This is a genomic window from Beijerinckia sp. L45 (assembly GCF_009765775.1).
In the GTDB taxonomy this organism is placed as follows: Bacteria; Pseudomonadota; Alphaproteobacteria; order Rhizobiales; family Beijerinckiaceae; genus RH-AL1.
The window spans coordinates 14500-35892 of record NZ_LMUU01000070.1 but is presented as its reverse complement, the minus strand read 5'-3'; the positions used below and the strand labels follow the sequence as shown (position 1 = coordinate 35892).

Annotated in this window: 20 protein-coding genes and 1 tRNA gene; 5 read left to right on the top strand and 16 right to left on the bottom strand. The window is 64.6% G+C overall.

The genetic code is table 11. The features are described from left to right. Positions 1 to 41 precede the first annotated feature (41 nt). Together GSQ79_RS07390 and GSQ79_RS07385 are read left to right on the top strand one after the other, a co-directional pair. Entirely contained in the window at positions 42 to 1178 is a 1137-nt protein-coding gene (locus GSQ79_RS07390; protein ID WP_158808077.1) for a hypothetical protein, read from the top strand. A 203-nt stretch (positions 1179 to 1381) separates the two neighbouring features. Beyond that, the gene (locus GSQ79_RS07385) at positions 1382 to 1672 is read left to right on the top strand and encodes a bacterioferritin-associated ferredoxin (protein WP_158808076.1); all 291 of its coding nucleotides are present in this window, start codon (positions 1382 to 1384) and stop codon (positions 1670 to 1672) included. 79 nt (positions 1673 to 1751) lie between these two features. On the opposite strand, the gene bfr is transcribed toward GSQ79_RS07385, so the two are convergent. Next, entirely contained in the window at positions 1752 to 2246 is a 495-nt protein-coding gene (bfr, locus tag GSQ79_RS07380; RefSeq protein WP_158808075.1) for a bacterioferritin, read from the bottom strand. Between the two features lie 95 nt (positions 2247 to 2341). Further along, entirely contained in the window at positions 2342 to 3742 is a 1401-nt protein-coding gene (locus GSQ79_RS07375; protein WP_174243169.1) for a cytochrome P450, read from the bottom strand. Positions 3743 to 3893: 151 nt separating this feature from the next. On the opposite strand from GSQ79_RS07375, the gene GSQ79_RS07370 reads away from it, so the two are divergent. Together GSQ79_RS07370 and GSQ79_RS07365 are read left to right on the top strand one after the other, a co-directional pair. Next, a tRNA-Glu gene (locus tag GSQ79_RS07370) sits at positions 3894 to 3969 on the top strand. A gap of 61 nt (positions 3970 to 4030) precedes the next feature. Further along, positions 4031 to 4270, top strand: coding sequence for a hypothetical protein (locus GSQ79_RS07365; RefSeq protein ID WP_158808074.1), 240 nt, complete (start codon positions 4031 to 4033; stop codon positions 4268 to 4270). A gap of 22 nt (positions 4271 to 4292) precedes the next feature. Here the strand turns inward: GSQ79_RS07365 and GSQ79_RS07360 are convergent, their stop codons facing one another. Together GSQ79_RS07360 and GSQ79_RS07355 are read right to left on the bottom strand one after the other, a co-directional pair. Beyond that, the gene (locus GSQ79_RS07360; RefSeq protein ID WP_158808073.1) at positions 4293 to 4547 is read right to left on the bottom strand and encodes a hypothetical protein; all 255 of its coding nucleotides are present in this window, start codon (positions 4545 to 4547) and stop codon (positions 4293 to 4295) included. Positions 4548 to 4998: 451 nt separating this feature from the next. Next, positions 4999 to 5955, bottom strand: coding sequence for a helix-turn-helix domain-containing protein (locus GSQ79_RS07355; protein WP_158808072.1), 957 nt, complete (start codon positions 5953 to 5955; stop codon positions 4999 to 5001). Between the two features lie 31 nt (positions 5956 to 5986). Here GSQ79_RS07355 and GSQ79_RS07350 point away from each other — a divergent pair, with 31 nt between their 5' ends. Then, positions 5987 to 6295 carry an AlpA family transcriptional regulator gene (locus GSQ79_RS07350; protein ID WP_158808071.1) on the top strand — a complete coding sequence of 103 codons (309 nt, stop codon included), beginning with the start codon at positions 5987 to 5989 and terminating at the stop codon, positions 6293 to 6295. On the opposite strand, the gene GSQ79_RS07345 is transcribed toward GSQ79_RS07350, so the two are convergent. From GSQ79_RS07345 to GSQ79_RS07295, 12 genes are all read right to left on the bottom strand, one after another. Further along, entirely contained in the window at positions 6292 to 6834 is a 543-nt protein-coding gene (locus GSQ79_RS07345; RefSeq protein ID WP_158808070.1) for a hypothetical protein, read from the bottom strand. The two genes, GSQ79_RS07350 and GSQ79_RS07345, sit on opposite strands and share 4 nt — an antisense overlap. Positions 6835 to 7015: 181 nt before the next feature. Further along, a complete protein-coding gene (locus tag GSQ79_RS07340; protein WP_158808069.1) occupies positions 7016 to 7333 on the bottom strand; it encodes a hypothetical protein in 318 nt (105 codons plus the stop codon). Positions 7334 to 7476: 143 nt separating this feature from the next. Then, positions 7477 to 10194, bottom strand: coding sequence for a DUF5682 family protein (locus GSQ79_RS07335; protein WP_210253033.1), 2718 nt, complete (start codon positions 10192 to 10194; stop codon positions 7477 to 7479). A gap of 6 nt (positions 10195 to 10200) precedes the next feature. Next, positions 10201 to 11280, bottom strand: a complete 1080-nt coding sequence (locus tag GSQ79_RS07330; protein ID WP_158808132.1) for an AAA family ATPase — start codon at positions 11278 to 11280, stop codon at positions 10201 to 10203. Beyond that, positions 11274 to 12704, bottom strand: coding sequence for a DUF5691 domain-containing protein (locus tag GSQ79_RS07325; protein ID WP_158808068.1), 1431 nt, complete (start codon positions 12702 to 12704; stop codon positions 11274 to 11276). Before GSQ79_RS07325 ends, GSQ79_RS07330 begins: the two co-directional genes overlap by 7 nt. Further along, positions 12697 to 13911: an SWIM zinc finger family protein gene (locus GSQ79_RS07320; protein WP_246725160.1), complete on the bottom strand. Its 1215-nt coding sequence runs from the start codon at positions 13909 to 13911 to the stop codon at positions 12697 to 12699. The genes GSQ79_RS07325 and GSQ79_RS07320 overlap by 8 nt, the downstream gene beginning before the upstream one ends. Before the next feature lie 36 nt (positions 13912 to 13947). Next, a complete protein-coding gene (locus GSQ79_RS30040; protein WP_256378994.1) occupies positions 13948 to 14070 on the bottom strand; it encodes a hypothetical protein in 123 nt (40 codons plus the stop codon). Between the two features lie 341 nt (positions 14071 to 14411). After that, on the bottom strand, positions 14412 to 14666 hold the full coding sequence (locus GSQ79_RS07315; RefSeq protein WP_158808067.1) for a hypothetical protein: 255 nt from the start codon (positions 14664 to 14666) through the stop codon (positions 14412 to 14414). Between the two features lie 264 nt (positions 14667 to 14930). After that, the gene (locus GSQ79_RS07310) at positions 14931 to 17045 is read right to left on the bottom strand and encodes an S-layer family protein (protein WP_158808066.1); all 2115 of its coding nucleotides are present in this window, start codon (positions 17043 to 17045) and stop codon (positions 14931 to 14933) included. A 355-nt stretch (positions 17046 to 17400) separates the two neighbouring features. Next, complete coding sequence (locus tag GSQ79_RS07305) at positions 17401 to 18930, bottom strand: permease (RefSeq protein ID WP_158808065.1); 1530 nt, start codon at positions 18928 to 18930, stop codon at positions 17401 to 17403. Then, the gene (locus GSQ79_RS07300) at positions 18927 to 19676 is read right to left on the bottom strand and encodes an ABC transporter ATP-binding protein (RefSeq protein WP_246725159.1); all 750 of its coding nucleotides are present in this window, start codon (positions 19674 to 19676) and stop codon (positions 18927 to 18929) included. Before GSQ79_RS07300 ends, GSQ79_RS07305 begins: the two co-directional genes overlap by 4 nt. Positions 19677 to 20301: 625 nt before the next feature. Beyond that, positions 20302 to 21309, bottom strand: coding sequence for an alpha/beta fold hydrolase (locus GSQ79_RS07295; protein ID WP_158808064.1), 1008 nt, complete (start codon positions 21307 to 21309; stop codon positions 20302 to 20304). Positions 21310 to 21393: the final 84 nt, after the last annotated feature.

The following is a 21393-nucleotide window of genomic DNA, read 5'->3' as shown; positions in this document are numbered from 1 at the left end:
GGCATAGTCGACGCTGCTTCTGTCCTCGCCTGGCCTCGGTTGTGATTGAACAAGGACTTTATTTCGGGCTTGGCTGCGTGGTTGCGGGGCTGCTCGCGCTCGTCTTCATGCCGGTCCTCTGGGCGCGCGCGCTGCGGCTGACGCGGCATCGCCTGCAGGCGCAGATTCCTGTGTCGATGCAGGAAATCCTTGCCGACCGCGATCATCTTCGCGCCGAATTTGCGGTCGAACGCCGCAAGCTCGAGCAGGCGATGGAACGGGTGCGCGATGGCAAGGCGCAGGATATGGCCGAGCTTGGGCGCCGCGCGGTCCAGAGCGCGGCCCTGGCCGACCAGGTCGCGGCGCTTGAAGCGATCGAGCGGGCGCAAGACAAGGTGATCGCTAATCTCGAGCGCGATGTGCGGGCGCACGATGCCCAGCGCGGCGCGCTGCAGATTGCCTTGCACGATGCCTATGCCGACGTTGACAGTCATCGCGCAAGGTTCGACCTGTTGCGCCGCGACCACGACGCCGTCGAGGCGCTGGCCGAGGAGCGTCGGACCACCGTTGCCGGCTTGCACACGCGAACCATGGGTCTCGAAATGACGATCGAGGATGCGGAGCGGGCCCGTGCGGCCCTGGCGCGGCAGCTCGACGCCGCGAAACAAAACGCCGAGGTTCTCGTCGAAGAACGCGATCTCCTCACCAGCCAGACGGGCGCGATGCAGACGGCGCATGACAATCTCCGCAAGCGCTTGGCGGGCGAGGCGGCGCAGGCGGCCTCCCTGGCGCAGAGCAACTTGACGCTTGAAGGCGATCTCGACAAGGCGCGGATCCGCATCCGCGCGCTGGAGACGGCGCTCGAAGCCGCCGCCCAGGAGGCGAAGGAGCGGGAAAAAAGCATTCATCTGCAAAACAGTTTGCAGGCCGAGCGCGCACGGGGCGATGGCCGCGCCGGTCTCGAAAAGCTCGAAGCGTTGCAGGCCGAAAACGCCGGCCTGCGCGGCGCTCTCGACGCCGCGCGCCGGAGCAATGGCACCGCTGTCCTTGTCAGCGAGCGCGGCGAGGATGATGCGGCGCTTCGCGTCAGCATCCACGAGCTTGGGCTGGCGGTCGCCGAGATGACGCGGGCCGCCCATCCGGACGCTCGCGAGCGTGCCGCCACGCCGGCCGATGCGGGCCTTGTAACCCCCACCTGAAGCGCACCTGATCCACCATCATATTGATCGCAGGGCAGTTTCGCCCGTCGCGTCTGCCGCGACTCCGGCATGCGCCGCGGATGTTGCCAACTGCGACCGATCAGGCTAAAGTGCTGATATGGTTGGAGTTTTTAATGGTTCTAAAGTAGCGGGCGCGCTTTGCGGCCGGCTCTTGGGCCAGCGCAGCGGGCACGTGTAGTTCCATGATCGTTTGTTCTTGCAACGTTTTATCGGATGGCGCGGTGCGGGCGTGCCTTGGACCCGGACCGTCCTGTCCGCGGACCGCCGCGCAGGTCTACCAGTGCCTCGGCTGCAGCCCGAAATGCGGGCGTTGCGCCCGGACCATTCGCGCCATTCTCGATCAGGCGCTGGGCGAAGTTCATGCAAGCTGCGCGACGGCGTGCGGCGCTGCCTGCCCGATGTCGAGCGCCGAGCGCCATGAGCGTCATCACCCGGCGGTCGAGGCGCTCGAGCTGGTCGCCGCCGCGGGCTGACCGCATCTGCTTAAAAAACGAGAAGTCAGCCGGGTGAGACCACCCGACCGATCACGTGTGCGGGCCGCGAGGCTTGGCGCTACTTTTCCGGCTCGATCTTGCCGAGGCCACCGATGTGGCGCTGCGCATAGAGCTGAAGGCCGACCTGCGAGATCAGGTCGAGCTGCGTCTCGAGGAAGTCGATGTGGCCTTCTTCGTCGCTCGCCAGTTCCTCGAAGAGGATCTTGGTCACGCGGTCGTTGACCGATTCCGCATATTGCGCGGCTTCGAGGTACAGCGCCCGGGCGCCGAGTTCCGCGCCGAGATCGCACTCGATGATCTCCTGCACGTTCTGGCCGATGTGGAGAGGATCGAGCTCCTGCAGATTGGGGAATCCTTCGAGGAACAGAATGCGATCGATGAAGCGATCCGCATGGTTCATCTCCTCGATCGATTCTTTGCGCCAGAACTTTGCAAGGTCGAGATAGCCCCAATTGTCGAGCATGCGGAAATGCAGCCAATACTGGCTGACCGCCGTGAGCTCGCTGCGCAGGCCGCGATTCAGGTACTCGACGACTTTGGGCTCGCCCTTCATGCTTCTGTTCTTTCTTCCGTCGTCAGGCTTGCTGACCGTGTCTATTGCGGCACTTAGAGCTGATCCAATGTAGCGGTCAACCCGAAGACGCTGGGTTATGCCATGCCGTTTCGCGGCTGCAGGATCAACGGCATGCCGCCTCTGGGGCGAAGCGTGATGCGCTGGATCGGCTCGACAATATGGCCCGGGACCGGCCGCACGTCGAAGCGCCGCATCAGGGTCGCCAGCACGATCACCGCCTCCTGGATCGAGAAAGCGGCGCCGATACAGATGCGCGGGCCGGCCCCGAAGGGAAGGTAGGCATAACGGTCGATCGTCTCCCGCGCGCCCGGAAGAAAACGGCTGGGATCGAAGTGGTTGGGCCTGTTCCACAGCAGCGCATGGCGATGCAGCACGTAAGGCGAGATGACCACCAGCGCGCCCTTGCGGATGCGCCGGCCGCACAGATCGTCGGGGCCGATGGCCTCGCGGCTGAGGCTCGCCACCGGCGGATAGAGCCGCATCGCTTCCTCAATGACCGCGCGGGTCTCGACGAGCCGCTCGGCCAGGCCGGTCACGGGGCCGTCGAGCTCCTGCTCCGCCTCGACACAAAGGCGCGCGCTCCACTCCGGCGACAGCGAGAGAAGAAACAGGGCCCAGGTCAACGCATTGGCCGTGGTCTCGTGGCCGGCGGCGATGAAGGTCACGATGTTGGCCTTGACCTCGGTGTCGCTGAGGCCGGTGCCGGTCTGCGGGTCCTGGGCGCGAAGCAGCAGGGTCAGCAGATCGTCGGGCGCCGGCTCGTCGCGGGCGATGAGCGCTTTTCGTCGATCGATGATGGCATCGACCGCGGCCTCGAAGAAGCTGATCGAGGAGCGACTGCGCAGTTGCGCGAGGCGCGGCACCCAGTCCGGAAAATCGAGCAGGTCGAACAGGTCGAGCGTGCCGATCGTCGCGAAGAAATGGCTCATCGCTGCCATGAACTCGTCGGGATCGCGCTCGAGCCCGTCGGAGAAAATCGTTTCGCCCAAGATGTCGAGCGTCACCCGTGCCATGTGCTGCTGCACGTCGATGACGCGACCGGGACGCAGGTGGCTCCAGCGGCTGGCGAGCGCCTCGGCGTTGCGCGCCATCGCGCCGGCAAACCCGGTGACGATCCGCGGCGTGAACAGCGGGGCGAGCGCGCGGCGCTGCATGCGCCATGCGTCGTCCTCCGCGGTGAGCAGGCCGTTGCTGAGGCCGGGCGCCAGCACGCGCTTCTGCAGCGCGTCCTTGCGGTAGTTGGCGGCATTGTCGAGCAGCACGCGGCGGATCGCGCGGGGCTCGCTGACCACCGCACCGATCCCGAGCAGGCCGCGCCCCGAGAGGATCGGCCGCTCGAAATGCGCCTCGGTCCAGGTCTCGATCGGATTGCGGCGCAGCGTGCGGAGAAAGTCGAACGGCCCGAGCTGGCTCGCCCGCGGCGTCGGTGCCGGGGGCAGGATGGGGGCGGCTCGATACATGGTGTCGATGGTCATGCCCCGAGCATAGCGGATTTCGCGCGGCTCATGTGGGGGCAAAGCAGCGCGGTCGCCATGGATGTCGACTGGCGTCGAACAAAGATCGAAGGCGGCTTGTCATCGTCTGGAGCCCCGACTATAGATCACGAACCGGCCCGAAGGCCGGTCCGCGCCCATCGTATAGCGGTCTAGTACGTCGCCCTCTCACGGCGAAAACAGGGGTTCGATTCCCCTTGGGCGCACCAATGAAATCAATCACTTAACTGACATCTGCAGATCTCTGCGGGTAACTTCCGGGTAACTCTGATGCCGAACTCAGCACCGATCCGGGATTTCCCTACTGTCTGGGTAAGCCGAGATGATTGGGACGATTCAGATCGTCTCAAGGACTGGCTCAAGGACAACGAGATCACTGTCTTTCCAAAGGGGACGCGGGTCGCTGATGATAACGTGTTCGAGCTGGAGCTCGAATTTGCGGACATAAGCGAAGCTGTTCTAGCAAAATTTCGTTGGTTCATGGCGGAAGGTAGACAGGACGCCTCATAGCCGACTGGACCTCGTAGATTCGCTACAGCAGCGATGCCATCGCCCGCTCGATTCGTCGTAGCAACAAGCGAAGGACTGAGGCCCGGTCACACAGCGTCCGGCTTGTTTCAAAATCACTGGAAAAGTCCGAGTTGAAGTCGCCGGGGACTTCCATGCATTCTTTGCTCGGCGTGGCGGCCGCAGCGACCAACGCAAGGCTTAACATCAACGCGATGGCGGCAACCCAAAGGTTGCGTGTTCGTGTAGCGGGGATCGGAGCAGCTGTGATGCCCTTCATTGAGACCTCGTAAGTTTGCCGGACGATAGTGCCATCAGCATCGAGCAAGCACTAGCGATCGATTCGCAAACGATACTCGACGCGAACCCCGTGTTCTCTTTACTTCGGGACATAGCACCGCTCGCTCAGTATCCTTATGTCGTCGTTCGGTTTGGCTGCTCACGATGCGCCAGGCAAGGGCAGTATTGGCTTGCACGTCTCGCGGCGAAGTGTGGCTCTGAGATCTATATGGCGACGCTACTCGGGTATCTATCGTGCGATTGCGCTATGTGGGGCCGCCAACGCCATCCGTTCAAAGAAGGATGCGGCGCACACTTTGTTGATGTAGGCAGCCCGAAGCCGCCCGACATGCCGGCCGCTATGCGAGCGCTGCGGGAAGTTAGTTGATCGCTGCTGCTGTCTGAGGGAGTGGAGACAACGAAATTTACCAACTTTGTCCGATATAACGAGCTTAGGGGCTGCTTGTGGAGTTATCGAAATAGCTGGAAAGGATGACATTCATATTCGCCATTGTCAGTGTTTTATACCGGCTATTACTAAATCCGGGACACAAAGCATGATATCCAATCAAAAAACTCTCAGCATGACCGTAGAATCTATTTGGTATCCTCACTGTTATTTCAGCTGGACTAAACGTCATATTTGAGCCTTGAACTAGAGGGAAATCCTGAGGAACCATCAATCTTTTTTGCAAAGCATGTAACCTATATTCTCCAAATACCTTCGTATTTATAACATTCCAAGAACCGTTGCTTATCAACTCCAACCTTGCATCGATATTTATTTCCCATAGGCTGTAAAGAGACGCTTGAATCGATAGGTTTTCGATGGCAACATACAGCGTAAAGATTTGCGTCGAAGTCTCGTGGCGCAACATTTCGTCGGCGTTGCCCAACGATATTTTGGCCACTAGGTTCGGGGCTTGACCTCGCTGGAGGGTGTCCCTGATCTCGTAGTCAGCCATAGGTACAGACCGCATTTCAAAGCGTTTATAGTATTTTTTGTCTATAGAATTTTGATGAGGCGCAAAAGATGTCGCTTGCGGAACCGTAAGAACATAAGCCACTAAATTTGGATTTTTTTTATCGATTTTAATTTTTTCGATCGACAAACCTTGTATTCTTGGGGACGAATTTGTATCGATAACTTGACTAATCCATTCCTCGCTAACGATGGATGAATCTACGCCGCCATCTAAATGATCAGCTTCACCATTCTTTTCCACTAAACCATATATTATTTGCCCGCCCGCTGAATTGGCAAGTGCGGTAACGTCTTTTACAAATTCGTTCTTTGCATTATTGTCTTTCGACAAAGCTGGTGAAGATTTAAACTCCAGGGTTAGGCTTTCTGCTAATCTGCGCTTGATCAGCAGATTTAGATCTGTCTTGGTCTTTATCTTAAGCACGTAAAATCCATCGTAAGAGGAGGGAGACGGCTTGAACGTTACACCACGGCTTCTCAACAAGGCACAAGCCGCCGCCTACTGCGGCCTGTCCGAGGCTGCCTTCCCCACACTCTGCAACGTGCGCCCGATCGAGCTTGGGACCCGCATGCTCCGGTACGACGTGAAGCAATTGGACAAGTGGATCGACAGCCTCAGTCCGGACGCGAACCCGCCACCGATCGACTGGATGCAGGCCTATGACGACGATGTGGCGGAGAAACGCCGCGCCAAAGAAGCAAAGCTTGCCCTACGGAAGAAAAAGGCCGAGCGGGCAGCCAAGCCTCCCGCCACCCGGTCTTAGCGGATATCGATGCGCGCCTGCGCCAGCGAGAGCATCGCCGCCGCGGTGGTTTGAGGCACCTGCGCATCAAGCTCTAAATGGCACCCGCGCTCCGACGCTGTCACGACTGCATAACCGCGTCCCTTCGGAGCAAGCCAAGCCAGCGCGTTTCGCAGCAACCTCCCCATGTCATCGTGATCAATCGACTCGGCTGCCCGCACGCCGCGCCATAACGCTACCTCATCCACTACGCCGAAGCGGCAAAGTTCAAGGTTGGCGATGACGCCTCCTAATGATGCCTCGATCGCAAGTGCTGTCGCAGGTTCATCATCCCATGCTCGTTTCTGAAACTGCGCCGTGCGGATCAGGTCGAGCGCGTGAGCGCTGGACGTGGCGGACTGAGCGGCGAGCCCTTCAAGGCATTCGATCTCAAGCTCGCCGAGGCGGTCGGTCTCATTGCCATCCTCCCGTAAAAAGGCTGCGTCTGCGGCGACGTTCAGCGCTAGGTAGTTCGCGAACGTGAACGGTTCGGCGTTGTAGGAAGTCGTGGTCTTTTTCATGGGCATGTCTCCGATCGCGTGGTTAATGAAGCCAAGAAACATGCAAATAATGACCCCGTCAACCGAAGGTTTGTCGCGTTTTTGTCATGTCATTACACTTCGTATTACATAATCTCAAGCAACAAATGGATCGTCGTCACCTAAGTTATGCTGCTTCGGATTATTAAGTTGTCGATTTCTGTCAGGACTTTGTGAGGTTAAATCTTTCAGCTAATGCGGCTGCGCCATGAGCACCGAACGCCGCCACCATGTCCTCATCGCCTAGGGTCCGAATCAGCGCGCCGATCGTGTAGCGGGGCACCGTCCAACGCGCGGCCAAATGGTCGATCAGCGGTGGGAGCAGATGCGGAGGAATCATCTCGATCGCCTCGGCTACAGCGGCTTCCGTCTTGGCGGCTCGCAACATGCTGAGCGCCGGCAACAGCGCCGTCGAGGTCGTCCCGATCGCAGGGCCGCCGACAACTTCATAAGTTGAACTGAGAGCGTGCATGGCAGCCATGATGTTTACCCTACGATGTGTGCCGGATGGGGGATGTCGTGCTACGCGAGGCGCCTTTATCCAGGCTCCACGCATCGATCAAGAATGCGATTGAGGAGACGCCACCATCGGAGCGGCCGCAATTACGTTCCGCTGGACGAGGGCTACTGTCGCTGTCGGCCGAGCTGGACAAGGTGCACGGTCACGCGCGACACCTCCGCGGTCTTGCGCTCCAGCCGTTCCATCAACGCGGCCACCACTTTCGCGATGACGTGCCGCGCCGTCTCCTTCGTCTTCTCCGGCATCACGTTGCGAAGGGCGATGAGGTTTGCGACGAGATTGATGTCGGCTTCGACCGCCGCGAGGAATTCCGGCTCCAGCAGCATGCGCTGCAGGCCCAGGCGATCGAACGCATCCTTCTGGACGATCTGCACCACGGGCGACGGGAAGTAGGCGCGGATGTCGCTCATCCAGCGTGCGACATGGGGCGCCGAGGCGCCCAAGCCGCCCCTGCGTTTCTTGTCGTCGGCATTGCCTTCGCCATATAGCGCCGTCAAAGCACCGGAAAGGCGTTGGTCGGCCTGGCTTAGAGCTTCGTCCTCGCCGCCAAGCGCGAGGCGCCAACGGCGGTCGCGGTCTTCAGTCATCGGCCAGCCTCGCCGACAACAGTGCGCTGATGCGCGCGAGTGGCGCGGCCAGATCGTTGCCGCATCCGGCGCCAAGCTGCGCCCGGGCAGGCCGACGGCAGCACGACCGAACAGCGCGTCGAGCAGCCGTCTGCGCTGCATGCGATCGAGGGTCGAGAAGGCCCGGCGGAAGAGCGGCAAGTGCTCGACGAACACATCCGCCTCCAGGCCGAGCATCCACCGGTCCACGGCATTGCGCAGGCCCTGGTCGTGGATCAGACGCGCGCCGCCGCCGTCGAAGAAGCCCTCAAAGAAACCCGCCGCGTCCGCCACCGCCCGGCCTGGCGAAAGTGCGCGGCCGAGCAGGAGAGTCGCCTCGTCCGGCGGAAATGCCTCCGCTTCGTAAAGAAGGCTTGCCGCAGCGCCGGCCAGAAGCGGCGTGGCCTGCGCATCCCGCATGATGGCGCGCAGAGCATCGTGCCAGGCCGCGCGCTCCGCTCCGCCGATCGCCGCGAGCGTCACCGCCGTGTCGGCGCCGCGGACGACATCACGCATCGCGCTGGCGCTTGCGGCGTCCAGCCCCCGCGCGGCATAAGGCAGCGCCAGCGCGCCTTGCACCAGGATGCGTGCCAGCAAAAACTCCATCTGCGCCGCGTCGGTCGCCCGCGCCTGGCCGTAGCGCACGGTGTTGACCACCGGCGGGAGCGCCCTGAGCAGTTCGGCACAATCGCTGGTCTGTGCCGCGCGCCGCTCGAGCCGGCCGATGCCGCTCGCAACCGCGTCGGGCAGACGCGCGGTGAGCGCGGCCAAAACCAGATCCGCCAAAGTCTTGAGGTCGCTCGCCTGCAAGAACGCTCCACGCAGGCGCCCGGCAGCGGCCTGCGCGATGGTCGGGCCATGGACCAGGTTTTCCACCAGCTGGACCGCGAATTCCGGCTCCCAGCGCAACATCCAGCGCTCGCGGAAGGTGCCGCGGCTGCGGCCCGCGTCGGTCAGCCTGCCCCAAGGCACGTCGAGAAGCACCAGACGGTGCAGCAAGGTCGACCGGTCGAGCCCGCTCTCGCTGCGCAGATCGATGGCGAGGTCGCGCTCGAGCGCCTCAGGCTTCAGCCGCAGGCGCTTCTGTTCCCGCTGCAGATCCTCGAGCAAGGGCGCGAGCGGCACATCGTCGGGGATGTAACCGACGTCGGCCCCGATCAGCACGCGTCGTGAGATCGTGTCCCAGACGAGGGCTTCGCCGAAACACAGGCACGCGACCGCCGCTTCGCGCAATTCCTCGAAGCCGGGCGCGGGGCGATCCCGTAGCGCCGCGAGACCAACGGCAAGCCGCTCGGCTTCGATCAGCGAAGCGGTCGAAACCAGATGGCCCTCGTCGCGCAAGGCCGCCGCGATTTTTGCCAACCAGCTCGTGACGATTGCGGCACGGGGCCGATCCCACAAATGCGCGCACCAACCCGGGGCTGCGACACCTGCGCCATAGCCGCTGGCGAAGGCGAGGCGCGGCGCCGTCCACGGCGCCCATGTGGCGGCGATTTTTTGCTTTGGCGCGCCCTTCAGCAGCGCGCGATCGGCCGCGGCCGATGCCTTCTGCTGCAGTGCCGGCACATGCCACGCGCCGCAGACGACGGCGACGGCGCCCTCGGTGTCTTTCGCCGCCTTGGCGATTTCGAGCCGCATATGCGCTTCGCGCGCCGCTTCGAGGCCGTGGACGGGTGGTGCGGCCTCGCGGAGCGCCGTCATGGCGTCCGCGATCGCCGCGAACACCGGGCCGGGCCGGGAATTCTCCTCGATCACGTCGCGCCACCAGCTCTCGCCGTCCTGATAGCCGCCGGCCGCGGCGAGCACGCCGATTGGATCGCGTTCCAGCAGATCGTCCCGGGCAGGATCGGGCTCTTTGGCGCCGTCGTCGGCGGCCTTGGAGGGCGGTGCCTCTGACGCAAGACGCCAACTCGCCGGCAGATCGATGAAGCGTGCGGCGGCGCCGTTGCGTGCTGCCCAGCACGCGGCCTGATATTCCGGCGAGTAGGCCGCAAGAGGCCAGAAGATCGCGCGCGCGGGCTCATCGACCGCATAGGTCAGGAGCGCGACGGGCGGCACCATCGCCGCGTCGGCCAGCATCGGCAGAAGCTCGGACGCATCGGAGGGGCCTTCGATCAAAACTGTCGAAGGGCGCAAGGCGTCGAGCGCTTCCAGGAGCCGACGCGCGGACCCGGGACCATGGTGGCGGATGCCGAAGATCTGGAGTGCCGCGGCCACGGTGCGTCAGACCAGGTCGACCAGCATGCGGTAATACTCGGCGTAGTCCGGTCGCTTCTTCAGGACGGTTTCGAGATATTCCTCGAGCACGGTCTTGTCCTGCACCGGATCTTTTACGATGGCGCCGATCATGTTGGGCGCGACGCCTTCGGCCGAAAGCCGGCCGTCGTTGAAGTACGTCGCCTGGCTCAAACCGCCGACCATGACGGCAATGGCTTCGGCCGTCGAAAGCGTGCCGGACGGCGTTTTCAGGGTGATCCGGCCATCGAGCGTCGCGCCGCCGCGCAACTCGCGGAAGATCGCCACGACGCGCGCGACCTCCTGCGCGACGTTCTTCGGCGCCGGCAGGTCGAGACTCAAGGCCATCTCGCCCACCCGCCGCGTGACGATGGCGATCTCCTGCTCCATATCGTCGGGCAGGGGAAGGACCACGACATTGAACCGTCGCTTCAGCGCGGACGAGAGCTCGTTGACGCCTTTGTCGCGATTGTTGGCCGTCGCGATGACATTGAAACCGCGTCTGGCGTAGACAGCTTCGTTCAATTCGGGGACCGGCATCATCTTTTCCGAGAGAACCGTGATCAGGGTGTCCTGGACGTCCGACCCCATGCGCGTCAGCTCTTCCAGCCGGCACAATTTGCCGCCCTCCATGGCGCGGAGCAGGGGCGTCGGCACCAGGGCCTGACGCGACAGCCCATGCGCCAGCAATTGCGCGTAGTTCCAGCCGTAGCGGATCTGGTTCTCGTCGGTGCCGGCGGTGCACTGGATCACGACCGTAGAATCGCCGCTGATCGCCGCGGCCAGATGTTCGGAGACCCACGACTTCGCGGTTCCCGGCACGCCGAGCAGAAGCAGCGCGCGATCGGTCGCGAGCGTGGCGATGGCGGTTTCGATCAAGCGTCTATCGCCGATATACTTGGCGCTGACGGCCGTGCCGTCGAGGGCTTTGCCGCCGAGGAGATACGTCGCGACCGCGCGCGGCGCCATGCTCCAGCCCTGCGGGCGCGGGGCCGGATCCGCCCGCAGCGCGTCAAGCTCCGAGGCGTAGGTCTGTTCGGCGGGAAGGCGCAGGGCGTCGGTTACGATATCGTCTCCGTGGCGAGGGCGGCGTTCAGGTGCAGCAGATCGAACTTCGGGTCCGCGGGAGACAGTCCCCAGCTCGCGACGCGGGCGGCCATCTCGGCGGCGCCCGGGGCGTCGAGCAAAAGTCCGATGCGATTGAGCGCAGCGGCAAGCCTGGCATTGTCGGGCGGGCGCCGCGTGTCGGCACCGTTGCCGGCACTTTCGAGCAGGCTCCTCAGCGATGCATAGGCCGGTGCGGCCTGCAGGACCGACAACGGCACCAGGCCCAATTGCCGTCCCGCTACGGCCAGCGTCGTGCCAAGCCCTTCGTCGTCGCGTGCTATGATCTTTGCTAGGATCGCCCGCCGTTCCGCGGCGGACAGACGCGGTGCGAGCGCGCGGAGACAGCCGATGGGACAGGATGCGTTCGCCAGGATGCCGTCCAGCAGCGCGCGCCACGCGGCGTCCGAGCCCGTCGTTGCGACCATCTGGACGAAGGCATCGATACCGTCGGCCGCGCCGTCCGGCGGCGCTTCGACCAGTCGCGTCTCGGACACGCCGAGCGCCCGCGCCAGATCGCCCAGGCTCACCAGCCTGAACAGCTCGTGCCGTCGCGCGCTCTGGACCGGTGTCTTCAACGGCTTGATGACGAGGCGTGTGCGCCGATGGATCAGGCCGACCCTGCCCCACTCCACCATCCCGCCCAGTTCGGTCGCCAAATCGTCGGTGTGGAGGGGCCGCCCGAGCCGTGCGAGATAGGTCCGCGCGATCGCCTGGACGCGCTCGGAGCGGTCGGTGGCGAGCTTTTCGAGAAAGGCCGCGTCCGTCTCGGCGAGCTTGATGTCGAGGATTTCCAGCAGACGCAGACGCCGCTCCGCCGGTTCAGATGCCGCTTTCGCCGCGATGATCGTCAGCGCCGCTGCGGGATCGGCGTTGCGCAGGTGCGCGAGCGCGGCGCGCCGTTCGGCCCACGACCAGCGCTCGTAGGTGTCGATCGACAGTGCGGTGCATGCAGGCTCGACCTTGGTCTCGGCGCGCACCCAGTCCAGCCACGGCGCATAAAGGTCGGGCGCCCAATCATCGCGTGGCGATGGCATCCAATCCGCGGGGTGCATGCAATAGCCACGAGCCGCAATCAGATCGATCAGGGGCCGCTCGACGGAGAACCCGTCCTTCTGCGCTATCAAGATGCGACGGAAGCGCGGACGTAGCACCTCCGCCATCACGGGTAGGGCGAGCGCCGGCAACAGTGGCCGCGGTTTAAGGCTGGTGCTCGGCGCGGTGCGAAAGAGAACCGATGTCGCATGTCCCGCCAGCGACGCCAGCGCAACCTCGGGATGCTTGCCCGTGACGATGCCGCGCCAGTCTGCCGGGCAATGGTCGAGCGCCGGGCGCCCGGCGATCCAGGCGGCCCGGATCTGCGCCAGCGCGGCTTCGAGCTCATGCATCGAAGCCGAGCCTTCCCCAATTGGTGCGCGCGGCGATCAGCGAGAGCCGAGCCCCATCCCAGACGCCGGCCGCGCATTCGAGGGTTGCGCCGACCGCCAGCGTCGGCGGCGCGCCGCGCAGGGGGATGGCGACGCCGTCAATTTCACGCCACCACCCGTGGCCCGAGGCCTCGACGCAAAGGCGTCTTTCGGGCAAAAGCACTGGGGTTTCGATCCGCCAGGGGGTGGCCAGCGCCTGTTCGGCCAGATCAGCGAATGGATCGGCGGCGGCGTCCGGCCAGGCACCTGGCGCATCCGTGCTTCCGTCGCGCTTGACGATGACCGATCGCAGTGGAGCCGCGGCTGGATAGAAGGCAAGCTCTGCCGTGAAGCGCTCGCCGAAGACAAAGGCGGCGGCGCGCCGTCCGGCCGAGACCGGGAAGAAGTCGAGCAGGAGTGCGAACCGCTGCTTTGCATCGGGCGCGAGGTTCATCAGCCATGTGGCCTGGCTCACCAGGCCGTCCCGCCGCGTCAGAACCCGCTCGCCGAGCACCTCCCACAGCGAGGTCACGCGCGGTGCGTCGGCATTGGCGAGAACCTCGTCGCGGCTTTCCGCGGCGATGACGTCGCGCCGCAGATCCGGATCATCCGGTGCCGCGCGCCAGGCGCGTGTGAGCAAGGCAAGCTTGCCGAACTCCGCGATCGCGCCGTCGATGCGCTCTTCGGGCGGCAAGGCCAACAGGCGTGACGGCATTTCGTCGACGCGGCTCGCCAGCGTGGCGGCCTTGGCATCGACGAGGCGGGCTGCGATGCTCCGGCATCGCTCGCCCGGCTCGCTCAAGAATCCGGAAAGCCCCGTGCGCAGTTGATCGGCGATCCATCCATCGAGGTCGTCAGTGGCGGCGCGAACGGAGCGGCGCGTCTCCTCGGCTCGCTTTGCCGCGGCGGCTTCCCGGCGCGCTTGCGCCGTTGGATCGAGCGGCGCTTCGACCGTCACCTCGCGCGCGGCATCGAGGCTTCTGGTTTCACCCGCGCCTTTGGATGCTGCCGATGCGGCGCCGGTGCGCCGTCGTCCCATCCAGTCGCTCACCCAGGCCGGGCTGTCGGCATCCTGGAAGGGGGCGGCGTCCTCCACGAACAGCCACATCAAGGCGATCGCGTGCTTGCAGGGAAACTTGCGCGACGGGCAGGTGCATTTGGATCCCTGGTCCTGCGTATCGGCGACCACGCGATAGGGGTTCGCGCCGGAGCCCTGGCATTCGCCCTAGATCAGGCCGCCGGAGCGCGCACGCACCGGCCATTTTGCCGGCTTCAGAAGCGCCGACGCGGCCGTCAGCGCGCTTTGGTCGGGCGCCATCGCTTCGATCGCGCTGCGGGTCAATCCCATGGGCGGATCCTGAATGAATACCCAGCTGTCCTTCACCTAGATGATTGTTGTAACGTAACAGTGTCCTTGGCGTACGGCGCCTTTGCAATCAATGTTGCCGCCCTTGGCGCCGCTACAATACGGCCCTTCCTTGTTCCGTCGGCGGCGGGAGCTTGCTAGGATCATACCGATATTTCAACGCTGTAAAAGCGGCAAACGTCATCGCGGACGATCGATAGCAACGTTCGCCGATTCCCTCGCCCAAAGGCACGATGGCCTGCCGTCAGCCTTTGCGTCGAACGGAAAAAGGCGCCGCAGCTGCTAAGCTGGGCGCCTTAGGTTTTACGACTTCGTCCGGCGTATTACTTGCCGACGCTGCTCGCGGCCGGTCCGGTCGGTGCTGCGCCTTGCTCGCCGACGGCTTTCGGGCTCGTGGTGCCATTGGTCATCGCGCTGTCAGGGCTCTGAGCCCTAATCTGTTTGCCCCGAACGTCTGCCGGCGCTTCCAGCGCTCGCACGTTGGTGTCGCCGGGGCTGCGCTCTTGCGCCTGCACCGATGTCATCCCAACGAAAAGCAACGCAGCCGTACCGCCGATAACAGACAAATGTTTGAGCATTGAAAATCCAATCTTCGCTAAGTGATGTCTTGTTCACAACTTGGCGAAGCAACAATCGTTCAACCGTTTTCTGCCTAACTTTTGTTCTGCACTTACATCGTGGACGTCATGACGCTGCACGCGCCGAAGTTGCATGCGCTGGGGCGAATCGTCCATGCCTAAACCTTCCGTCCATCTAGGGACAGGAACGGCAAAAGGGCGTCCCGAGGACGCCCTTTCGATTTTCAATGCGGTGCGACCCCACCGGGTCAGGGTTGGCGACCTTCAGGCATGCGACGCCGCCAACTGTGCGACCGGGGGCGCCGGCGGCGGCGGGGTGAAGGCGCTGGAGGCGCTGTTGGTCGGTGTGTTCAACACATCGGCCATCGTCGTCGCCGGCGACGGCGCGAGGTCGCCACTCGAGGCGTCCGAGCCGGCACCCGGGGTCGGGGCCTGCGTGAACACGAAGGCCCCGGGTGTGACCGCCGTCTGCGTGATCACGGTCCCGCCGGTCCCGTCGGCCGCTGCCGCGAACTGTGTTCCCGCGTTGACCCCGGTGAGGTGCAGGGTCACGCTGTTGCCGCCCGCCGTCGTGGTGAGAACGCCGTTGCTGTACGTCGCCGTGCTGCCGGGCGAAAACGCCAGGCTGGCGAGATCGACCGCATCGCCGGTGCCCATGCCTGCGATCACATTGCCGAAATTCGACACCGAACCCGACACCGGCGTCAAAGCCGGCGCATCGAGTTTCAGGGTGGCCGCGCCGTTGAAGGTGATGGCCCCGGTGCCCGCAGCATTAGCCGCATCGAGTTCCAACGAGGTGCCACCGTTGAGAATGGTGCCGCCGCTGTAGCTGCTGCTGCCGGTGAGCAGCATGCCAGCGACGCCGGCCAGGTTCAAGACGCCGCCCGTGCCGCCGGCGATGCCGCCATCGGTGATCGTGCCGTCGAACTCGCCGTTCGTCGGGGTGTTGACCGTCAGGGTCTGGGCACCGAGTTCGACCGTCCCGCCGAGGCCTTTGAGCTTCTTGATCGTGGCACCGCCGGTATCGGCCGAGATGTCGAAGACGCCGCCGGCATTCATCTTCACGTTCTTGCTGGCCGCGATCGAGCTTCCGGCGCCAAGCTCCAGGGTGCCGAACAGGGCGGTCTTGCCGGTATAGGTGCTGACGCCGGTCAGCAGCAACGGCGCCGTCCCGTCGATTTTCAGCGCGCCGCCGACGCCGCCGCTGGCACCGCCATCGGTGATGACACCGTCGAACTCGCCCGCGGTTGTCGGATTGACGATCAGAATCCGGCTTCCGAGTTCGACGGTGCCACCGGGACCCTTGAGCTTGCCGATCGTCACGCCATTGAGCTGGTCATCGCCCGAAATGTCGAAGACTCCGCCGAAATTCATCTTCACGTCGCGGCTGGCCGCGATCGAGCTTCCGGAGCCGAGGTTGAGGATGCCGAAGACGGCTGTTTTTCCAGTGTAGGTGCTGACGCCCGTCAACGTGAGGGCGGCCGTGCCCGAGACCGACAGGATGCCACCGACGTTGCCGCTCGACCCGTCCCGGATCACGCCGGAATAGGTGCCGGCCGTGGTCTGCGTCACGTTCATGCGCGTGGCGCCGAGATTGAGAAAGCGAGCCGGTGCGGTGGCATCGGACAGGTTCGCTACCGCCTCGATGCCGGCAGCTCCGAGCCCCACGGTAAAGGCCGCGGACGAGTTGGAGGATGCGCCGCCGCTGGCGTTGACGACGTAGGAAAACGTATCCGTGATCGGCGACCCGTCGGCCGCCGACACGATGGCGAGACCGTTGCTGGCCACATAGCTGTAGCTGCCGTCGGAATTGAGCGTCAGCGTCCCGTCGGTCCCGGCGATCGTCGCGCTGCCGCCTGCCGTGATCGGGTCCGTCGTGCCGCCGGAGGTCACGGACGTGACGCTGAGCGTGCCGCCGTTGGGATCGCTATCGCCTTGCAGCGCCCCATTGGCCGCGGTGGCCGTCACGGTCGCACCGGCGATCACCGAGGCGGTCTCGGGCACGACGCTCGGTTCGAGCGCGGCGGCGGTCGTGATCGCGCCACCCGTGCCTGTGCCCGTCTCCACACCGAGGACATTGTACTGCGTGTTGACGGTCGTGGGGACCGCGCCGGTGTATTGGATGGTGATCGTACTCGAGACGAGTGAAGCAGTCAGTCCGGTGCCGGTGATCGTGAACGATCCGCCGAGGCCCTGCGTAATCGTAAAGCTCGTATAGGTCGTCAGACCAAGGTTCAAAATGGGCGCAACCGTGATGCTGCCCGTCACCGTTCCGGTGTTGTAGTTCACCAGGACAGCGCCTGAATAATTGGAAAGCGGAAGCAAGCCGAGTGTATTGAGTGGCACGCTGGTGAAGGTAAAAACAGTTTCGTTGGCCATTGGGGGACTTTCACGAGCTAGCGGAGCGTCTGCCGGCATTTAGATCGCGAAGCGTTTTAATCAGATTAATTTTTTACAGACAACTGCATAGGACGATAATTATACTGTTATATGCATATTCAATAGATGAGTATGATCGCAGTATCCAAATTGATCGCAGGCAAGTATTATTCGAGTTGTTTTGATAATCTGGAAACTATTGTCTTATGCCGAGGTGCGGTCGGGGCGCGTTGGTTTCCCGGCCGTTGGCGGCAATCGTATCCGGCGGCCGAACCCAGCATGCCGCTGGTCGGCTGCAAGGGCGTGCGGCCTGCGCAGCACAGGCACAACGCGCCGGCCTTTGCGGCCGCCCATGCTACCGGCCCGGGCGGGCTATCGCGTGCGACGCCAATAAGATCCCCGCCGCCGCGGCGATCGGCACCACGGCAAGCCACAGGCCGGCGGCGGCGAGACCGGCGCCTGCGGCGATCGAAATCGAGACGAAGGCTTCGGCAAAGGTGGCGATACGCGATGCGGTCTGGCGGCGGCGGAAATTCGAGCGTTTGCCCTGCGTCTTGAAGATCAGCTGCACGACACTGGCGCCCGCGGCTGCGAGTGCCGCGCCCAAAATCGTCATGCCGGCCACGAAAAGCGACACGCAGGCGAGGCCCAGCACCAGCGGCGCCAGGGGCAGGGCGACGGCGAGCAGCACGGCTTCGATCTTCGCGCGTAAAATCGCGCGCGGCTTGACGGGTGCGGTCGCCACGAGGTCGGGGGCGTCTTCGCCCGAGATTGCCAGCCAGGCGAGGCCGCCCGCGAGCTGGCCCGCGGCCATTACCAGGACCGGGACCAGCGTCACCACCTTGCTGCCGTCCGATCCGTAGATGTGCCAGAGCATCAGCGCCGGCGGCAGCAGGTAGAGCACCTGCATCAGGCTCTGCGACACCAGCCAGGGGTCGCGGCGCAGCAGCGTCCACTCCTTGCGCCGCAGCGTCGCGGCCTGGGAGCGGGGGCGAAACGATGTGGTTTTGCGATCCACGGCGGTCTTGCCTTGCGGCAGGCTGGCGACGAGCAGGGCGTTGCGGGCGAAGGCGCCGGCGGCGAATACCATGGTCAGGCCGAGCAGGGTCACGGCGCCCGCGAGCAGGAAGGCAAGCAGGCGGACGTCGCCCATTGCCGCGCGCAGCGGCCACCAGGCGGCGCTGTCGAGATCGGGCGCCGCGGCGATCCACGCCGGCGACTGAAACACGACAAGCCGCGACATGCTGCCGTTCGACAGGATCGCGACGGCCTGGATGCCCACGACGAACCCGGCCCCGACCACCGCCGCGACGATCTGGGCGAGCAGGCGGGTGCGCTTGGCCCCGACGATGCGAAACAACAGGGCGGTCGCGACCACGGCGGTCGCGGCGGCGGTAATTCCCATCGCCGCGAGAACGCCATAGGCCATCAGGAAGCGCGGGCCGCCGAGATAGGCCATGACGTCGATGACCGAGCCGGCCAGCAGCAGCGCCATCGCGGCGGTCGTCGCGGCGATGGCGCCGATGCGCACCGCGAAGAGCCGGCGCGACGAGGCCGGCGACGACAGGATCAGATCGAGATCGGCGCGGGCGTAAAACCCGCGCGTCGCCGTCTCCATGCCCTGCGACAGCAGCAGCAGCCACACCAGCCCCATCGACCCGGTGACGGCGACGAGAAACGCCTTGTCCGGCTGCAGCAGCAGGTCCATCGAAGGCGCCAGCACCCGGTAGGCGATGGCATGCATGATGGTGACGAAGATCGCCACCGCGAGCGCCGCCCACCACGCCCGGCGGCGGCGGCCGCCCTGCAGCATCATCAAGGCATCGCGCCAGGCGAGGCGGACCTCGTGGCGGATGAACCAAAGCAGCGTGCCGGGCGCGCTCAAGCGGCGGCCGCCGAGTCCGCGACCATCTGAATGAACACGTCCTCGAGGCTGGTCTGTCCGTCATGGCCGGGGCCGGCCTGGGCGCGCAGCTCGTCGAGCGTGCCCTCGGCGATCAGCCGACCCTCGGCGATGATGCCGATGCGCTGCGCCATCCGCTCCGCCACCTCGAGGATGTGGGTCGTCATCAGCACGGTGCAGCCGGCCGCAACCCGCTCCAGTAGCACGTTCTTGACCTGGCGCGACGAGCCGGCGTCGAGCCCGGTCAGCGGCTCGTCGAGGATGATGAGTTTTGGATCGTGCACCAGCGCCCCGGCGAGCGCCACCTTCTGCCGCATGCCCTTGGAAAACCCCTCGCAACGCTCGTGGGCGTGGGGGGCGAGACCCAGCAGATCGATCAGCGCTTCGGTATTGCGCTGCCCCGCCGCGGGAGCGATCTGCCAGAGCCCGGCGACGAAGGCGAGGTATTCGACCGGCGTCAGCTTGTCGTAGATCATCGGCTCGTCGGAGACCCAGGCGGTGATCCGCTTGGCTTCGACGGGATTGGCCAAGGCATTGATTCCAAAAATGGAAATCGATCCGGAGTCGGGCTGCATCAGGCCCGCCGTCATGCGCAGCGAGGTTGTCTTGCCGGCGCCGTTGGGGCCGAGCAAGGCGTAGAACTCGCCGGCGCGCAGGCTCAGATCGAGGCCGCGCACCGCGGGCCGGCCGAAGCTTTTGGTCAGGCCCTGGATGGTGAGTGCGTTCAACGAAAGACAGCTCCGCCGCCGACCCGCGGCGCTCCACAGCCATCATGCGCGCGCGAGATTGACGCGAGGTGAACCGGATGCCGGGTTTTGTCGGCAATGGCCAAGACGCCGCTCGGCGACATCCGCGCGGTTTCGAGTCGCCGGTCGCTGACGTGGAAACGGCCCGAAGTCGGCGGGCGGCGACGCAGACTGGAGCCGAAGTCGCCGGACGATGACAGCGCATCGGCCCTCGCTCGGCCTCCGGGCCCGCTCGATGCGAGCCTGGACGCCACGACGATCATAAACCCCGTGCACCGGGAGACCAAGGCCGGCCGCGTCCGGGATCGGGGCGATCGGACATGGGGGCCCGATCGCGGCCTTGGCGTCCGGTTCGCGGCGGGGCCGGCCCTCGCGACCGCTTCTGCTCGTGATCGGCGCGCGACGGCCGCGCGCATGTCTTCGACGACGCGACCGTATCGTTTGAGCGCCGCCTTCGCGACGCTCGGCAGATCGTTGCCATTCGTATGGGGACAAACGGCCGGCGCGCACCCGTCGACGGACGCGACCCCGTTCGTCATTGCAAATGAAGCGAAGCAACCGAGGGGGCGCCCAACCGCGCTCGCAAGCGTCGCTTGCTATGCAATTCCTACCCCGCCATAACCTCGCGCAAGCCGGCATCGATGAACTGCCGGTCCTCGTCGTTCCAAACCGTCATGTGGCCCCAGATCGACGGGATCGGGCGGCACACGGCGTTTGGCATGTGGCTGACTTCGGCAAAGCTGTCGACGGGCGGAAAGTAGCGGTCGTGTTCGCCGGGCATCACCATCGCCCGCGCCTTGATCGAGCTCAACGCTTTTGCATAGTCGCCGTTGTGGACGGCATTGGCGCTGATGTCGCCCTCGAACCAGGTCTGCAGCAGCGCCAGCAGATCGTTGGCGTCGTGATGCTGAAAGGCCGGCTCCCAAAACCGTTCGATGAAGCTTTCGCTGCTGTCGGCGCCGAACTGGCGGTAGGCCTCGGTGCGGAAGAACGGTTCGGAAAAGCCCCAGCCTGCGTAGATCGCGGCGAAGGCGTGAAGACCGCGCAGCGGCGGCCGGGTGTAGAAGCCATCATTGAACACGGGGTCGAGCTCCAGCGCGCGACGCAGCGCCAGCAAAAACACCTTGTTGTAGTTGCCGGTGCGCGCCGAGCAGTTGAGCGGGGCGATCGCCTGCATCATGTCGGGATATTGCACGCCCCACTGATAGGCCTGGCAGCCGCCCATCGACCAGCCGGCAACGAGCTTGATCCGTTCGACGCCCAACACCTCCGTCAGCATCATGTGCTGCAGCCGCACGTTGTCGTGGAGCGTGGTGCGCGGGAAGCGCGTCGCCTCGAAGGGCGCTGGCGTGTTGCTCGGCGACGACGAGACGCCGTTGCTCAACAGGTTGGTCGTCACGACGAAATGCTTGGCAGGGTCGATCGCCCGGCCGTCGCCGACCAGACACAGCGCGGATTCGCGGTGCGTGCCGGAATACCAGGACGGGATCAGCACGACATTGTCGCCGGCCGGCGACAGCGTGCCCTGCGTCGCATAGGCGAGTTTTGCCACCGGCAGCTGGCCGCCGCTCTGGAGCGCGAAATTCCTGGCCTCGAATACCGCGAAATCATCCATGGTCGGCTGTCCTTCAAATGGGTGGCATTGGCAGCTCAGACCTGCCGCGCCGACGCTTAGACCACGCGGGATGCGATCGCCAAG